Consider the following 16214-nt stretch of genomic DNA (forward strand, 5'->3'; position numbering starts at 1 on the left):
AAATTTGTAATGTCAGCAAGTATCAAAAGGATAGGAGTACTTACATCGGGAGGTGACGCTCCGGGGATGAATGCCGCCATTCGTTCCGTAGTCCGAACCTGTGCTTATCACAAAATTGAATGTATGGGAATTTACCGAGGATTCCAAGGCATGATCGAAGGAGATATACTCGAAATGGGGCCAAGAGCCGTTAAAAACATAGTTAACAAAGGAGGTACTGTTTTAAAATCGGCACGATCTAAGGATTTTATGAATCCTGAAGGCCGTCAGAGAGCTTATCAAAATCTTAAGAAATATGAAATCGATGCTTTGGTAATTATCGGTGGAGACGGAAGTTTTACTGGTGGATTGGTTTTTAACAATGAATTCGGTTTCCCGATTATGGGGATTCCGGGTACTATTGACAATGATATTTTCGGAACAAAATACACTCTTGGCTATGACACAGCACTGAATACTGTTGTTGAAGCAATCGACAAAATAAGGGACACGGCCAACTCTCACAACCGATTATTTTTTGTAGAAGTCATGGGGCGTGATGCAGGACATATTGCATTAAACGCCGGAATTGGGGCAGGTGCTGAGGAAATCCTCATTCCTGAAGAAGATTTAGGTTTAGAGCGTTTATTGGAATCCTTGAAAAAAAGTAAGGCTTCCGGAAAAACATCCAGTATTGTTGTTGTTTCCGAAGGAGATAAAATCGGGAAAAACGTATTTGAATTAAAAGATTACGTGGAAGAAAATCTGCCCGAATATGAAGTACGTGTTTCTGTTTTGGGACACATACAGCGTGGTGGATCACCTTCGTGTTTCGATAGGGTTTTAGCATCTCGATTAGGAGTGAAGGCCGTAGAATCATTGTTAGAAGGGAAAACCAATTTTATGGTCGGAATTCAAGGCGATAAGATAGAACTGACACCTTTGGAACAAGCAGTTAAAGGGAAATCCAAAATCGACGAAGAATTACTAAGGGTTTCCGATATTATGTCTACATAAATAGAAAAAGATTATAAAAAATCAATTGTTAAATGAGGCAATCATAGTCAGTGTTGAGTTTATGGTTACTTGTCTTAAGCAAAAAAAGTATGACGAAAGTAAAATTAGGAATTAACGGATTTGGAAGGATAGGACGAGTAATATTCAGGGAATCTATCAATAGGGATAATGTTGAAGTAGTGGCCATAAATGATTTGTTAACTGTCGACCATTTGGCCTATTTGTTAAAATACGATTCTGTTCATGGCCGTTTTAAAGGAAAGGTAGAAGTTAAAGACGGACTTTTATTTGTAAACGACAGACAGATTCGCGTAACAACAGAAAAAAATCCTTCGCTTTTAAAGTGGGATGAAGTAGGTGTAGACATTGTAGCCGAATGTACCGGTTTTTTTACAACTGTTGAAACGGCTTACGACCATATCAAAGGCGGAGCGAAAAAGGTTGTGATTTCAGCGCCTTCAAACGATGCTCCCACATTTGTTATGGGAGTAAATCATGATAAAGCAAAGGCATCTGATGTAATTGTTTCCAATGCGTCATGTACTACCAATTGTCTTGCTCCTTTGGCCAAAGTACTTCATGATAATTTTGAAATCGTGGAAGGTTTAATGACCACTGTTCACGCTACAACCGGAACACAGCTAACTGTAGACGGGCCTTCCAGAAGGGATTTCAGAGGAGGAAGATCAGCATTGGTTAATATAATCCCGGCATCAACAGGAGCAGCAAAAGCTGTTACAAAAGTTATTCCCGCCTTAGAAGGAAAACTAACGGGTATGTCTATGCGAGTACCTGTTACTGATGTTTCGGTAGTCGATTTGACCGTTAAATTAAAAAAAACAACCTCGTATGATGAAATCATGAATGTGCTTAAAAATGCATCGGAAACGTCCATGAACGGAATTATGGGTTTTACGGAGGATGATGTCGTTTCCCAGGATTTTATCTCTGATCCGCGTACTTGTATCGTAGATGCCACAGCCGGGATAGGTTTAAACTCGACTTTTTTCAAAATTGTCGCCTGGTATGACAATGAATATGGTTATTCGTCAAAACTTATAGATCTGTCAGTATATATTGCAAATTTGTAAAAAAATAGTATTTTTACTGAATCCCGTTAAAGCGGGATTTTTTTATACACGACACATATGAAATTAGTAGTAGATAGCGGCTCCACAAAGGCCGATTGGATTGCCTTAGACGACAACGGCGATATTCAGTTTACAACGAGTACTTTAGGGTTAAATCCTGAAGTTTTGACAAAAGAAGAAGTTATCAATAGAATTAATAATCGATTCGATATTGCTCAAAACGCTTCCATTGTAAAAGAAGTCTATTTTTACGGAGCCGGTTGCGGAACTGATCGAATGAAAAATCACTTAACCGATATTCTTCACGAATATTTTCCAAATGCCCATATCGAAGTTAAAGAAGATACTTATGCAGCTGTATTTGCCACGACACCAAGAGGAGAGAAGGCTATCGTTTGTATTTTAGGAACTGGTTCCAATTGCAGTTATTATGACGGAACCGAACTGCATCAGAAAGTTCAGTCTTTGGGCTATCTTGCCATGGACGATTGCAGCGGAAACCAGTTTGGGCGTCATCTAATCCGTGCTTATTATTTCAACAAAATGCCAAAGTCTTTGGCTGAAATTTTTGAAAAAGAATACGATTTGGATGCAGATGCTATCAAACACAATTTATACAAAGTACCTAATCCCAATGCTTATCTGGCTACTTTTGCCAAGTTTTTGATTCAGCATAAAGACCATGAATTCCTTCAGAAAATAATTTTGAATGACATGCAGAATTTCGTGGATTTTTACATCACGCAATACGAAAACTGTAGAGAAGTTCCGGTACATTTTATTGGTTCGATAGCTTATTATTTAAGAAGTGAACTGGAATCCGTTCTGTCCAAAAACGGACTGAAACTCGGAAATGTGTTCCGTAAACCAATCGACGGACTGATAAACTATCATTCAGTTCCCCTGCAATAGAATTAGATGTAAAGGTACTATAGCAAAACACCCTTATGAGTCGATGAAAATCTTTTCATAAGGGTGTTTTTTTATGTTTCGTCGGCAGCTAATAAACCAACGGTTCAATATTGCAGAATTATTTTATTGCAATCATCGAGATTTCCACATTTACGTTTTTCGGAAGGCATGCCACTTGAATTGTTTCACGAGCCGGTGCGGTTTTCTCGTCAAAATAGCTTCCGTAAACAGTATTTATTTTTGCGAAATCGTTCATGTCGCTAATAAAAATGGAAGTTTTGATAACATTTTCGAAGGTCATTTCTGCTGCTTCCAAAACAGCTTTCATGTTCTCCATAACCTGTTTGGTCTCTGTTTCGATTTTATCCAAAACTAATTCACCACTGGTAGGGTTAATGGCGATCTGGCCTGAAGTATAAAGTGTGTTTCCAACTAAAACAGCCTGGTTGTAAGGGCCGATTGGAGCAGGTGCTTTCTCTGTAAAAATTATTTTTTTCATGTTTTTAAGTGAACTAAAATTTTAATCTGCACTAATTCATTTCCTGATTCTATCTTAAAGTTCTGTCTGGTAAGCTACGTTTATCATACTTGATGTCGCTCAGCACAGAAGATTTGATACCTATGAAAAAGCCCCAGTTTGTATAAGGTGCGATCGGTACCCAGTTGAAACTCATCCTCCAGCTCAATAAGTCCCTTTCAAAACGAAGCTGGGTAAATGATATTCCTTTTTGAACAAAATCATATCCCGATGAGAATCCCATTTTCCATCTAGGTGTTAAATCGATGTTTCCTGACATCATGAGGGAATTTCCAACGATTTCATTTTCGCGATTTACATTGGAATAGGTCAAGGTATAAGCCATTGTCAAATTCCACGGTATTTTTAATTTATAAAATTCAGAGTCTTTTTTCTCTTTATTTTTTTCATCCTCCTTCTTGAAAAGGCTCTGTCTGTTGTCGCTAAGGTCTGTACCTCGGCCAAATAAATCGTCTGTACGTCCTCCGTTTAAAACAGTCTGCTGTGAAGATTCGCCTTTTGTTTTTCCATCTTCACTTGAAAGAACATAATTAATTGTCATGTTTGCAGATGTCATTCTGAAAAGACTACCGCCATTATCAATGTTGAATTTATCGATTCGTCTGCCTGAATTATCAACCGCATATGGATCCAGTGAAGCTCCGAAATTCAAATTCATTTTGTTGTCAAAAAATTGTGTTCCCCCGCTTATCGCTAATGGTGACCAGGCTAATGAATCGGCAGCAACATCATATGTTGTAGAAAAGTTTAAATTGTTAAGCAACATAACCTTTTTAGGCTCTGTTTTAGTTTCGTCTTTGTCTCGCATTTTTGCTTCAAAAGTATTGCTTAAAGACATTCCTATTCTATTGGATGTTCTATTGCTGGGACCACCATAAATTCCCTCTTCAAAACGTGTGTATTCAGAATATCTGGTTCCAGTGTTGTCCAAAGCATATGTATCGTAATACTGATCAAAACTTGGCAAATAAGTATAACCAACAGACGGACGCATTACGTGTCGGATAGCCTGGATTTTTTTATCATTGCCAAAATTAAAGGTTCCGTAAATCGTTGTTCCGATACTGGAAGAAAAGTTGTAGGTTCTGTATGCGTCAAAACCGTTTACAGGAGTAGTTTCAACCTTGTTGGAATCAGGGTTGAATTCTTTTTGTATTGTTTTAAAATACCATACTTCATTGTAGGCGGTAGCCGCCGTTACACTAAAATATTTGAAGACTTTAAAATTCGTGCTGATCGGAATAGAGTGCTGAATACCATTTTTCGCAGTATCAAACATTCCGGGTTTAAAGAAAAGAGAATCCGTAGTGTGAATTCTGTTTTCTCCTCTGAAGTTGTACTGAAAGTTAATGTTTTTTATTATTCCTTTTTTGATGCCGTTTTTAGGTGCAAAAGGGAAAACACGATCAACACTTGCCTGAACTGTCGGCAATGTCATGTCAATTTCTTCTGTATTGGTATTTTGAGAATGAGTTGCCGTAACAGAAAAGTTAACCAGAGGAACGGTTTGGAATGTCTTAGAATACGAAACAGAAGAACTCAAGTTGTTATTTAATGAAGAACCGATGTTTGCCTGATTTAAAGACTGTCTGAAATACTGGCTGCTTCCCAAATTGACGGAAGCTGAAAATCTGGAATTAGGGTTTGCTTTTGTGTCCTGGGCGTGAAACCATTGAATGTTGTATTGTTTTGACCTGGCATAGTCCGGAAACCCTTTTTCGCTATTTATTTGATTTTCAAATCGAAAGTTCACTCTACCATTAAAGTTATATCGTTTGGCATAAGCGCTTTCAAATCGGAACGCATAACTTCCGTTGGTATAATAATCTCCTAAAACCTGTAAATCATAATAATCACTCAGGGCAAAATAATACCCTCCATTCTGAAAATAATATCCTTTTTGTGCTGAATCTCCAAAGGTCGGAATTACGAATCCCGATACAGCCTTTTCACTCATGGGAAAATAAGCAAAAGGTAAGGCGATTGGAGTAGGAACATCTGCAATTACCATATTGGTAAAACCGGTAACGACTTTCTTCTTGGGAACGAATTTAATTTTTCGTGCAAGGAAATAGTATTCAGGGTCGTCGATATTTTCAGAAGTGGTAAATCGGGCGTTTCTCATGAAATAAACCGAATCATTTTCTCTTTTGCTTACTTCGGCCTTTACCCTGAATTCACCTTGTTGTGTTCTCGAGTTCCAGACTAATGCTTTTTTTGTTTTGGTGTTAAAACGGATCGAATCGGGTTCAATCACATTCTGGCCTTGTTTGAAAACTGGGTTTTGTGTGTAATTTCCTAAGCTGTCTTTGATTCGACCGGCATACACTTCGTCTTTTTCATAGTTAAAAACGATAATCCCGGCTTTAAGTTCGATGTCTTTATAAGTTAATTCGGCTTCATCATAAAGTGTCAGCTCTTTCTTTTTCTGATCGATTTTTTCGTACTTTTTCGCTTTACGTTTTACAATTCCTTCCAGTAAAGTTTTCTTTTTTTTGATGGTATCATTTTTAACAGTATCTGCTGGTTTGATAACGTCTTTCAGGCCTAAATTTAGGCTATCTTTCTGTTTTGCAGCAGGTATGGAAATTGATTTGGAAGGGTTTTCCTGAGCTTGAAGTTCAAAATTTCCAAGTGTTAGGAAAATTGATAATAAAACGATATGAAATAAGTTTGTACGCAACGCTTTTAATACTATTTTTGTAAAAATGTGGCTTAATTTTTGACGGGTCAAACTTACATATATTTTTCGTCAAAATTAAGCATTTAATAAAATTATAATCATTCGGAATTATTAGTTCGTATATGCCAAATAAAGTTAGACTATATTTATTTTTATTTGTCCTGCTTGTGCCCAGTTTTCTATTCTCGCAATCGAGGTTTAAGGTTGTATTGGATGCTGGCCACGGGGGCAAGGATCACGGAGCTATAAAAAACGGATTAAGAGAAAAGGATGTGGCTTTGGATGTGGTAATGCGCATCGGTAAAATTTTAAATAATAATGATGATATTGCTGTTCTGTATTCAAGAAAGACAGATGTTTTTGTTGAATTAAGAGAAAGGGCGGATAAAGCGAACAAAGCAAAAGCGGATTTATTTGTGTCTGTCCATTGTAATTCCAATAATTCATCGACCCCTTACGGATCTTTGACTTTGGTTATGGGGCTTTCAAGGAAATCAAAAAACTTGGAGATTGCCAAAACAGAAAATGCCGTAATTTTTCAGGAAGCCAATTATAAGAAAAACTATAAAGGATTTGATCCGAATAAGCCTGAAACATTTATAGGACTTAAGCTTTTACAGGAAGAATCATTGAAATCAAGCATACACTTAGCAAGTTCTATTCAGAATAAATTTGAACATAAGTTAAACAGAAAAAATAAAGGCGTGCATCAGCAGCCATTATGGGTTTTAGATGCTACTTGTATGCCTGGTGTTTTGATTGAGCTTGGTTTTATTTCCAATAAGAAGGAAGCAAAGTATTTAGGTTCTGAAGAAGGTAAGAATGAAATGGCAAGAGCAATTGCTCAGGCGATTGTTCAGTATAAGGAAGAATATTTCTTAGGTTCTGAATTGGGTGTAAGTGCACAAAACATTTCAGTAAAAGATGACGTCAAGTCGGATGAAACTGCTTCTGTAAAAACAACAAAAGGGAAAGTATACAAAGTTCAGATAGGAAGTAGTAAAACAAAGCTGGCAACAACGCCTTCTAATTTTAAAGGACTTAAAAATGTTTCCAGAATATTTGAAAAAGGGTATTACAAATATTTTTACGGAAGTGTTGATACCATTTCCGATTGTGAAAAATTATTAGCTGAGGCTAAAAAGAAAGGTTATGATTCGGCTTTTATTGTTTCCGACAATGAGAATAAATAATATATAAAGGAGTATGAAAATGAATGCGTTTTTTAAAATGACTATGTTGGCTTTTGTACTTGGAACAAGTGTAGGCCAGGCTCAAAATAGTGCAAAATTCAAAGTTGTCCTTGATGCAGGGCACGGTGGAAACGATTTTGGCGCTACCTATCACGGGTATGTGGAAAAAAACAATGCGCTGAATGTTGTTCTGAAAGTAGGTAGAATTCTTGAAGCGGATCAAGCGACACAAGTAATTTATACCCGCAAAACTGATGTTTTTATCCCTTTGGATGAGCGTGCAGACATTGCTAATAAGTCGAAAGCCGATATTTTTGTTTCCATCCACTGTAATGCCAATAAAAATTTGGCGGCGAGCGGTACCGAAACCTATGTAATGGGGGTAACGCGAAACGCGGCCAATTTGGAAGTGGCAAGAAAAGAGAACGAGGTGGTTACTATGGAGAAGGATTATAAAATCAAATATGATGGTTATGATCCCAACTCGCCGGAATCTGTAATTGGAATGACCGTAATCCAGGAAGAATATCTTGATCAGAGTATTGAATTGGCTGCAGGTATCCAGGAAGGTTTCGAAGAAGGACTAAGTAGAAAAAGCAGAGGTGTTAAGCAGGCAGGATTCCTTGTTTTAAGAAAAATATACATGCCTCGCGTACTGATAGAAATGGGGTTTGTTTCCAATAAAGAAGAAGGTGCTTTTTTGAGTTCCGATGAGGGTCAGGAGCAAATTGCCCAAGCTATAGCAAAAGCGATTTTGGATTACAGAAAAGAATATTTTGTTCAGGGAACAGAAGAATACGTTCCGGTTGAAAGACCAAATATTCCGGAAAAAGAAATTCAGAAAATCGATACGCCTAAAGTTAAAGAAGTAAAACCGGCTGCAATAAACGGTACGGTTTTTAAGATTCAGATTTCGGCCAGTACTAAAAAAATGGACTTGGTTCCAAGTAACTTTAATGGCCTGAATACTATCTCTATGGAAGATGATGGAACAATCATCAAGTACTTCTATGGAAATACAAATGATTACAACGAATCAAAAAAATTATTGGAAGAGGCCAAAGCCAAAGGATATGGTTCGGCTTTTATCGTAGCCTATAAAAATGGTCAGAAAGTTACGTTAAATGAAGCTTTGCGTTAATATAAAACCATTCTAAACTATTTTGTTTTAATTTTGTTAAAAAAATAATTGATTTTGAAAATTTCTAGAGAAGTAAAAACCGCAATTTTAGTCATTGGTTCCATATTGTTATTCTTTTGGGGATACAGTTTTTTAAAAGGGAAAAACTTATTTGACACATCCAGAAAATTTTATGTTGTATATGATAATGTTGAAGGATTAGTTCCTGCGGCAGCTGTTACTATTAATGGCCTTACAGTTGGAAAGGTTAGTGCCATAACAATTCAGGATAAAACAGGGAAATTGTTGGTGGAAATTCAAATGGACAACGATCTTCCAATATCAAAATCAAGTACAGCAAGTATTTATGAGCCTGGGTTTATCGGTGGGAAACAGATTGCCATCAATCCTAATTTCCAGGATAGCAATTTTGCGCAATCTGGTGATTATCTGAAACCTGCTGTAATATTAGGTTTGACAGCTTCTTTGGAGAAAAATTTAGCCCCAATTCAGGAAAAATTGAATAATGTTCTTGAAAACGCTGATAAATTGATGATTAACATCAATGAAATTCTTGATGCGAGAACAAAATCAAATCTTAGACAAACTGTTACCCAATTAAATGAAACGATGGCTAATTTCAACTCCGTTTCAGGAAACCTGGATAAAATGTTAGCTGATAACAAAGATAAACTTGGAACTGCAGTAACCAATCTTGATAAGACAACAGGCAATTTCGCTAAAATTTCAGAAGATCTAGAAAAAGCTAAATTGGGTGAAACGGTTGAAAATCTTGAAAAAACTTTGGCTAGCGTCAATAAAATGGTTGCCGATATGGAGTCCGGTAAAGGAACGATGGGTAAATTAATGAAAGACGATGCAATGTATAATAACCTTTCAAAAGCTTCAAAAGAGTTGGAATTATTGTTACAGGATGTACGTCTGCACCCAACACGTTATGTAAATGTTTCGATGTTCGGTAAGAAAGAGAAACCGTATGTGGCACCAAAAGAAGAACAACCTAAAAAATAGAACTATATAAACTAAGCCTATGAGTTATTTAGACAATATATTGTTTGCAGTACTTCTTGTTTTAGGAGGTGGATATTTTGCTGGAAATGTAAAGAAACTTATCAGAAATATTAAACTTGGACAAGATGTAGACCGAACTGATAATCCTTCTGCTAGATGGAAAAACATGGCGATGATTGCTTTAGGTCAGTCTAAAATGGTTAGAAGGCCTGTAGCCGGTTTTCTTCACATATTAGTTTATCTAGGATTTATCATCATCAATATTGAAGTGCTTGAAATTGTAATTGATGGTCTTTTCGGTACGCACCGTGTATTTTCATTCATGGGTGGCTTTTACAGCTTTTTAATCGGTTCATTCGAAGTATTGGCACTGTTGGTGATTATTGCCGTGGTTACTTTCTGGATGAGACGTAATGTGGTAAGGCTTAAACGTTTTGTTCACGGCGATTTAAATGGATGGCCAAGAAATGATGCCAATTATATTTTGTATTTTGAAACCGTGTTGATGTGTTTGTTCTTGTTCATGAACGCCGCTGATTTGCATTTGCAGACATTAGGCGCTCCGGGATATGAAAGCATTGGATCTTCAGCATTTCCAATCTCTCAGAATATAACTCCGATGTTCAACGGAATGTCTGAAAGCTTGGTTCACTTACTTGAAAAAGGAGCATGGTGGCTTCATATTGCAGGGATTTTAGTTTTCTTGAACTACTTATATTTCTCGAAGCATTTACACATTTTATTGGCATTCCCAAATACTTATTTCGCGAATTTAAAACCTCAGGGACAATTTGATAATCTTGAATCAGTAACCAACGAAGTTAAACTGATGATGGATCCGAATGCCGACCCGTTTGCAGCTCCAGCTCCGGATGCTGATGCGGCGCATACTAAATTTGGTGCAAGTGATGTTCAGGATTTGAACTGGGTTCAGTTGCTAAACGCATACACTTGTACGGAATGTGGTAGATGTACTTCTTCTTGTCCTGCTAATCAGACTGGGAAGAAACTATCGCCTCGTAAGATTATGATGGATACCCGCGACCGTTTGGAAGAAGTTGGCAGAAATATAGATAGTAATAAAGGTGTTTTTGTACCGGACGGAAAATCATTACTGAATGATTATATTACTCCGGAAGAACTATGGGCTTGTACGTCTTGTAATGCTTGTGTTGAAGAATGTCCTGTTAATATCAGTCCGCTTTCCATTATTATGGACATGAGACGTTATCTTGTAATGGAACAGAGTGCTGCTCCGACAGAATTGAACGCTATGATGACCAATATAGAAAATAATGGAGCACCATGGCAGTACAACCAGATGGATCGTTTGAACTGGAAAGACGAAGCATAATAAATTAAAAGCAAAACCTTGCTATTTTGCACATTGCAACTTAGCAACTAAAAAATAAATTACATATGTCAGCAAATTTAGTAGTACCTACAATGGCCGAAATGATGGCTCAAGGCAAACAACCGGATGTGTTATTTTGGGTTGGTTGTTCAGGTAGTTTTGATGATAGAGCTAAAAAGATCACAAAAGCATTTGTAAAACTTTTAAATCAGGCCAACGTTTCGTTTGCGGTTTTGGGCACTGAAGAAAGCTGTACAGGAGACCCCGCTAAAAGAGCAGGTAACGAGTTTTTGTTTCAGATGCAGGCGATGACTAATATTGAGGTGATGAATGCTTATGAGGTGAAAAAAATCGTTACAGCTTGTCCACATTGCTTTAATACCATTAAAAATGAATATCCTGAATTGGGTGGGAAATATGAAGTGGTTCACCATACTGAATTTTTAAAATCATTGTTAGACGAAGGACGTTTATCAATTGAAGGAGGCCAGTTCAAAGGTAAAAGAATCACATTCCATGATCCTTGTTATTTAGGCCGTGCTAATAATGTGTATGAAGCTCCACGTGATTTAATCCAAAAATTGGACGCCGAATTGGTGGAAATGAAACGTTCAAAAAGAAACGGTTTATGTTGTGGAGCAGGAGGTGCTCAAATGTTCAAAGAGCCTGAAAAAGGTGACAAGGATATAAATGTAGAGCGTACAGAAGATGCATTGGAAACCCAACCAGATATTATTGCCGCAGGTTGTCCGTTCTGTAATACGATGTTAACCGACGGTATCAAGTTTAAGGAAAAAGAAGGTTCAATTAAAGTAATGGACGTTGCTGAATTGATTGCCAACGCTCAGGATTTATAAGATTTTATCTTTTTAAATTATAGAAAGCCACAATTATTTTGTGGCTTTTTTTTTGTGATTTTTTTTGTCGGTATATTTTTGTTTTTTGTCGATTCGGGTGTTTTTTATCAGTTTTTATATCATTTAATCGGAATAATTCATTTGTAATGATTTCAAAAACTAACTTAGTTATACAATTAGAAACAAGGGGTCATGAAACAAAATTACATAACAAAAACAGTATATGTGGCTACATTACTGTTTATCCAGGTGGGGTATGCCCAAGTGGGAATAGGAACCACAAATCCATTATCAACATTGCATGTACAGGGTACGATGCGGGTGACAGATACGAATAATACAACCGCTACGACAAAATTAACGGGAACTGATGCTTCCGGTATTTTGTGCGATATCAAAGTGGGACAGAATTTATACCTTGTTGGCAATGAGTTAAATGGCAAAGATGGTGATAATTCTGTCTTTAAAGTTGCTTCTAAGACAATGGCACATACTACATCAAATTTTGAGTATAATGATTGGGATTTGAAGCTGACAAGTGACAATGCAGGTGTAGTTATAATGAGATTAGCCGCTACCGGTCCTATAAATGGTTTTGAAATTAGTGGAATTTCAGGGGGAACAAACGGAAGACATATTATTCTGTATAATGCGACTACGGCAAATATGAAAATAAATCATTTGGATTCATCATCTGCATCAGCAAACCAAATAGATACTACTGGTGGTGCAACAGCGACTTCAGGAGTAGGACTTGTGGATATGGTTTATGATGGAGCTTCTCAGAAATGGATTGTTGTAAGTATCAGAGATTAATAAATTCCAGATAAGAGATTTTTAAAAAATAGGTTAGTTATAGTTTTTAAAAAGGGGTTAGTTATTATTGTGGCGAAAAACCATTGCATCTCATACTGCAATGGTTTTTTTATTAAAATTAATTTAAGATTTCTGCATTCTAATTCTAAAAGGTTATTTTTGTGGTTTACTTTAAAATTATGTACGTAGATTTCAATACACTTCCCGAAGAATCAAGAATTTGGATTTATCAGTCAAACAGAAAATTTTCTGAAGAAGAATTGGCAGAAATAGAATCCTCCTTACAAAGTTTCATTAAAGAATGGACTGCTCACGGTTCTGGGCTTCATGCTTCTTTCGTAACAAAATATAACCGTTTTATTGTCTTGGCTATTGATCAGTCAATTCAATCGGCAACAGGATGTTCCATTGATGCTTCTGTTAATTTTATTCAAGGCCTTGAGAAAAAATACGATGTTGATTTACTGGATAAAATGAATGTTACATTCAAGTTAGGAGAGCATATTGCCTACAAAACGTTAATCGATTTTAAAAAAATGGCAAAGGAAAAAGCAGTTTCCGAAAATACCATCGTTTTCAACAATTTAGTGAACACCATCGGAGAATGGCAGGATTTTTGGGAGGTTCCTGCAAAAGAAAGTTGGCACAACCGATTTTTTTAAAAAGATTTCCAACGATTTATAATTTCCAAGTGTTTTTAAATGAGATATTTCCTTTTTATAATAGTTTTTATAAGCCAGTTTGCCTTTGCCCAAGACGAAATTTATTTTAATGGCCATACTTTGGCCAAAGAAAAGGTTTGGGTAGACAGCATCTATAATCAGCTTACTTTTGAAGAAAAAGTCGGACAGCTTTTCATGGTTGCAGCTTATTCGAATAAGGATGCTGAACATGTCAAGTCGATTGAAAAGCTTATAGAAGATTATAAAATCGGAGGTCTTATATTTTTTCAGGGCGGACCAGTCCGTCAGGCAAAATTGACGAACAAATATCAGTCAAAATCTAAAATACCGCTTTTTGTAGGTATTGATGCGGAATGGGGATTAAGCATGCGTCTGGATTCAACCTACCGTTATCCGTGGAATATGACTTTAGGTGCTGTGCAGGATTTGAAACTCATTGAAAAAATGGGTAAGCAAATGGCCAAACAAACCAAGCGTCTTGGCCTACAGTTCAATTTTGCTCCGGTTTTGGATATTAATACGAATCCGAGCAATCCTATCATTGGAAATCGTTCCTTTGGAGAAAATAAAGAAAATGTTACCAATAGGGCATTGGCTTTAATGAAAGGGATTCAAAGTGAAGGCGTTTTTGCAACTGGAAAGCATTTTCCGGGACATGGAGATACGGCAACCGATTCACATCATACCTTGCCTTCGGTTACTTTTTCCAAAGAACGCCTGAATGAGGTAGAATTTTATCCATATAAAAAGCTTTTTAAAGAAGGATTAGCGAGTGTGATGGTTGCGCACCTAAACGTACCAAGCCTTGAATCAAGAGAAGGCTATCCGACTTCGATCTCTCATAATGTCGTTACTGATTTATTGCAGAAAGAATTGGGTTTTAATGGCTTAATCTTTACGGATGCCCTGAACATGAAAGGTGCCAGTAACTTCAAACAACCTGGAGACATTGATCTGGAGGCTTTTTTAGCAGGAAATGATATTTTGCTTTTTGCTGAGAATGTCCCAGTGGCTGTGGAAAAATTTTGCAAGGCGTATTATTGCGATTCATTAATCACTGATGAGCGCTTGGAACAGTCTGTTAAAAAGATTTTAAAATATAAATTCAGATCAGGATTAGGCAATTACAAGCCGATTGATTTAAATAATTTATATGAAGATTTGAATACTCCCGAATACGAGGATTTGAATTATGAACTATATGAAAATGCCGTAACGGTTTTAAAAAAGGAAGACAATCATTTTCCAATCAAAAAAGTTGAAAATGAAAAAATAGCTTATGTTAAGTTGGGTGATGATAAGAATCAGGCATTTTTGAATTCGCTAAAAACGTATGCGCCTGTTACCGAAGTCTATCTGGACAGCATTCATTTGCTTTTAAAAGAACTAAAAGGATATTCAAAAGTGATCGTAGGTTTCCATAAAGCTGACGGTGCCTGGAAAAAGCATAGTTTCGAGACTAATGAACTGACTATTCTGGATTCCATATCAAGACATAATAATGTTACTTTGGCTGTTTTTGCAAAACCTTATACATTGTTGCCTATTTACTATTTCGGAAATATAAAAAACGTGGTTTTAGCATATCAGAATAATGATATAGCTCAAACGGTTGCTGGAGAAATCATTTTTGGAGCAGCTGAAGCAAAAGGTAAAATCCCGGTTTCCATCAACGATTTCTTTAAGGTAGGTGATGGACTGAAGACAGTTAAAAACAGTAATATACTTTCGTTTTCCACTCCGCAGCGTGTAGGTATGAATCCTAAAATCCTTTCCAAAATAGATATTTTAGCTAAAAAAGCTATTGATGGAAAAATGACGCCCGGAATGCAGATTTTAGTGGCCAGAAGAGGAAAAGTAATTTATCAGAAAGCGTTTGGTTATCAAGATTATACAAAGAATAACAAAGTAACTAATCAAGATGTTTATGATGTGGCTTCGTTAACAAAAATTCTTTCTACACTGCCAAATCTGATGCAGCTTTATGATAGGCATAAGATTACGATGGAAACGAAATTGGGTGACATGCTTCCGATATTCGAAAAAACAGATAAAAAAAATATTCATTTGAAAGAATTATTGACACATCAGGCTGGTTTACAGGCCTGGATACCTTTTTATCAGTCAACGCTGGATAGTACAAAACATCCCTCTAAGCAATATTACAGAAAAACATATTCAGCCGAATTTCCATTGCAGGTTTCTGAAAATTTATTTTTAAGAAGAACATACAATGATACGATCATGAAACGTATTGCGGAAAGTACATTATCACCTAAAAAAGAATACAAATACAGTGATTTTACTTTTATCATCCTTAAAGAATATCTTGAAAAAACAACTCGTCATTCATTAGATTATCTAAGTGAAAATAATTTCTATAATTCAATGGGAATGAGTACGATGACATATAATCCGTTAAGGAAGATGGACGTAAGTGTTATTCCTCCGACAGAAATGGACAATTACTTCAGATACACAAAAGTTCAGGGGTATGTTCATGATATGGCAGCTGCTATGCAGGGAGGTGTGGCAGGGCATGCCGGATTGTTTTCCAATTCCATGGATGTGGCTAAAATGATGCAAATGTACTTGCAAAAAGGACGTTACGGAGATAAGCAATATTTTTCGGATAAAACTTTTGATGTTTTTAATACTTGCGTTTACTGCGGCACCGGAAATCGTCGTGGACTTGGGTTTGATAAACCACAATTGAGCGGGGCAGGACCTACTTGCGGATGTACTTCTATGACAAGTTTTGGACATACCGGATTTACCGGAACAATAGCATGGGCGGATCCTCAGGAAGATTTAGTTTATGTTTTCTTATCTAACAGAACATTCCCAAGCGCTGCCGAAAATAAATTGTCAAAAGGAAATATCAGGGAAGACATTCAGAAAGTTATTTATGAATCGATTGTGAAATAATTTTTTTACCT

The 16214-nt window shown here is 36.6% G+C and carries 13 protein-coding genes; 11 read left to right on the forward strand and 2 right to left on the reverse strand.

Annotation, left to right across the window (positions count from 1 at the left end; genetic code table 11):
- Positions 1 to 9: 9 nt before the first annotated feature.
- The 3 genes from pfkA (at position 10) to FEDK69T_RS01705 (ending at position 2999) form a co-directional block, all read left to right on the forward strand.
- Entirely contained in the window at positions 10 to 996 is a 987-nt protein-coding gene (pfkA, locus tag FEDK69T_RS01695) for a 6-phosphofructokinase (RefSeq protein ID WP_023572404.1), read from the forward strand.
- Between the two features lie 89 nt (positions 997 to 1085).
- Entirely contained in the window at positions 1086 to 2087 is a 1002-nt protein-coding gene (gene gap / locus FEDK69T_RS01700) for a type I glyceraldehyde-3-phosphate dehydrogenase (protein WP_023572405.1), read from the forward strand.
- 57 nt (positions 2088 to 2144) lie between these two features.
- Positions 2145 to 2999: a hypothetical protein gene (locus FEDK69T_RS01705; RefSeq protein ID WP_023572406.1), complete on the forward strand. Its 855-nt coding sequence runs from the start codon at positions 2145 to 2147 to the stop codon at positions 2997 to 2999.
- 118 nt (positions 3000 to 3117) lie between these two features.
- Here FEDK69T_RS01705 and FEDK69T_RS01710 read toward each other — a convergent pair whose 3' ends face one another.
- Together FEDK69T_RS01710 and FEDK69T_RS01715 are read right to left on the reverse strand one after the other, a co-directional pair.
- Complete coding sequence (locus tag FEDK69T_RS01710) at positions 3118 to 3498, reverse strand: RidA family protein (protein ID WP_023572407.1); 381 nt, start codon at positions 3496 to 3498, stop codon at positions 3118 to 3120.
- Positions 3499 to 3547: 49 nt separating this feature from the next.
- Positions 3548 to 6220 (reverse strand): putative LPS assembly protein LptD, encoded by a 2673-nt coding sequence (locus FEDK69T_RS01715; RefSeq protein ID WP_035629925.1) that lies wholly within the window; start codon positions 6218 to 6220, stop codon positions 3548 to 3550.
- A gap of 167 nt (positions 6221 to 6387) precedes the next feature.
- Between FEDK69T_RS01715 and FEDK69T_RS01720 the strand changes: the two genes are divergently transcribed.
- The 8 genes from FEDK69T_RS01720 to FEDK69T_RS01755 all read left to right on the forward strand — a co-directional run bounded on the left by FEDK69T_RS01720 (position 6388) and on the right by FEDK69T_RS01755 (position 16203).
- Positions 6388 to 7413 (forward strand): N-acetylmuramoyl-L-alanine amidase family protein, encoded by a 1026-nt coding sequence (locus FEDK69T_RS01720; protein ID WP_240473160.1) that lies wholly within the window; start codon positions 6388 to 6390, stop codon positions 7411 to 7413.
- Between the two features lie 19 nt (positions 7414 to 7432).
- Positions 7433 to 8554 (forward strand): N-acetylmuramoyl-L-alanine amidase family protein, encoded by a 1122-nt coding sequence (locus tag FEDK69T_RS01725; RefSeq protein WP_035629924.1) that lies wholly within the window; start codon positions 7433 to 7435, stop codon positions 8552 to 8554.
- Between the two features lie 54 nt (positions 8555 to 8608).
- Positions 8609 to 9565, forward strand: coding sequence for an MlaD family protein (locus FEDK69T_RS01730; RefSeq protein ID WP_035629923.1), 957 nt, complete (start codon positions 8609 to 8611; stop codon positions 9563 to 9565).
- A gap of 19 nt (positions 9566 to 9584) precedes the next feature.
- Complete coding sequence (locus FEDK69T_RS01735) at positions 9585 to 10919, forward strand: (Fe-S)-binding protein (protein ID WP_023572412.1); 1335 nt, start codon at positions 9585 to 9587, stop codon at positions 10917 to 10919.
- Between the two features lie 65 nt (positions 10920 to 10984).
- On the forward strand, positions 10985 to 11776 hold the full coding sequence (locus FEDK69T_RS01740) for a (Fe-S)-binding protein (RefSeq protein WP_023572413.1): 792 nt from the start codon (positions 10985 to 10987) through the stop codon (positions 11774 to 11776).
- 192 nt (positions 11777 to 11968) lie between these two features.
- Positions 11969 to 12592 carry a hypothetical protein gene (locus FEDK69T_RS01745; protein WP_023572414.1) on the forward strand — a complete coding sequence of 208 codons (624 nt, stop codon included), beginning with the start codon at positions 11969 to 11971 and terminating at the stop codon, positions 12590 to 12592.
- Between the two features lie 179 nt (positions 12593 to 12771).
- Positions 12772 to 13254, forward strand: a complete 483-nt coding sequence (locus FEDK69T_RS01750) for a hypothetical protein (protein ID WP_023572415.1) — start codon at positions 12772 to 12774, stop codon at positions 13252 to 13254.
- 39 nt (positions 13255 to 13293) lie between these two features.
- A complete protein-coding gene (locus FEDK69T_RS01755) occupies positions 13294 to 16203 on the forward strand; it encodes a glycoside hydrolase family 3 N-terminal domain-containing protein (RefSeq protein WP_023572416.1) in 2910 nt (969 codons plus the stop codon).
- Positions 16204 to 16214 lie beyond the last annotated feature (11 nt).

The organism is Flavobacterium enshiense DK69, from assembly GCF_000498495.1.
Taxonomy (GTDB): domain Bacteria; phylum Bacteroidota; class Bacteroidia; order Flavobacteriales; family Flavobacteriaceae; genus Flavobacterium; species Flavobacterium enshiense.